This window comes from Nocardia sp. bgisy134 (assembly GCF_057708325.1).
The window spans coordinates 1-1,458 of record NZ_JBYIRW010000060.1; the positions used below are offsets into that span (position 1 = coordinate 1).

A 1,458-nucleotide genomic window follows, 5' to 3' on the forward strand; every position below is an offset into this window, starting at 1 on the left:
TAACTACTCGAAGACTAGAATCGGATTCATGAAATACCGACCTGTCCTGATCGTGGCCATGATCGGGGCTTGATCGGCACAATACTGTCGAGTCCGTTCGCCGTGTACTTCGGCTTCGGCACTCCTGTGCTCGCTGCCGCCATTGTTGGCGTGGGAATCTTGCTGGCGGGAGGCATAGTATTCGGCGGCCTGTGCGTTGCCCTGGCGTCGGCCGTCAGGGCTGACCGGCGCAGCGGTGGCTACCGCTGTCGCGGTAAGAGCCGGGCATGACTTTCCGAAGCTCCGGCCTGGCGGCGGTACGGCCGGCAGCCGTGTAGGACACGGTAATCGGCAATATGGTGCGTTCGGCCGACCCAGAGGAGTAGGGCCAGTTGATCTTCCATAGCCCAGCGCTGGCCGCTTCGGACCGCGCGGAATCGCCCAGCGGCTGACGCGAGTTCGGGGATTCGTGGCCGAAACCGCTGGCCTGCAACGAGCACGCCAGCGTGGCAGCTGGCGGGCTCGGTGAGGGGCAACGGGCCGTCTCCGTCGTGGACGCGGCGAACAATGTTGTCTACCGACCGGCTCGGCGGGATCCGGCGCGCCGCGACCACGCCACCTGCGTGAGACTTTCCGCTCACGCCCACCTGCCACTGCCACCGCTCACCGGCCCAGGCGGGCATTTAGGGAGTGCGTAACCAACATGTCACCCCGGCGAGCAGGGCCGACTCTGCACTCCTAAGGCCCGGAGCAGCCCGCGCGATCAGCGGCATGTGCGTACGTTTCTCGAACGCAGGAGTGCTGCTCAGCGGGTGATCAGGATGAGCTTTCCTGAGGCTCGCCGTTGTTCGAGGTCACCTAGCGCAGTTGCAGTGTCATCGAGTCGAGCCGGTAGGTGCCGCCCGGAGTGGCGGACATGGCTCCGGCCGGACATCGGCCCCACCTTCGACGCTCAATGAACCAGCAACCGCGAACGGTGTCCCGCCGATAGCCGGACCTGGCCCGCAACGGCCGACCGAACGCGTCCCGGGGCGTACCGTCCTGGCTCAGTCGGTGCCGTCCTGCACCGGATAGTCGATGACAACCACACTGCCGGTGGCGTAGTTGGCGACATCGGCGGCCACTCGCTGGCCTTGCGCCGACGCCCGAGCCGCGGCCAGGGCGGCGGCGTCAGCGAAGTCGCCTTCGAAGACTACGAAATACGGCGCTTCTCCCTTGGTCGCCGCCACGTCGAAGCTGTAGCGCCACGCGAGCAGGCCGGGCATCTCCATTACCAGCGGAAGGTGTTTGGTCACGTAGTAGTCGCGGAAGTGGTCAGGGTCGGCGGGCTTGGGATACAGGACCAACAACTTATGCATGACGACCTCCGTCCAGATCAGGGTCGGTGTGTGTGAGTGCGATATCCAGTACCGCGGTCGGTTGAATCGTCATATGCGCAGGTTAGGGCTTGATGTGTGGTCGAGGGAAAGATCAATACGG

At 64.7% G+C, this 1,458-nt stretch carries 1 protein-coding gene; it reads right to left on the reverse strand.

Annotated elements, in window-relative coordinates; translation table 11 throughout:
• Positions 1-1,025 precede the first annotated feature (1,025 nt).
• Complete coding sequence (locus AC3ERS_RS36555) at positions 1,026-1,337, reverse strand: EthD family reductase (RefSeq protein WP_431972730.1); 312 nt, start codon at positions 1,335-1,337, stop codon at positions 1,026-1,028.
• Positions 1,338-1,458: the final 121 nt, after the last annotated feature.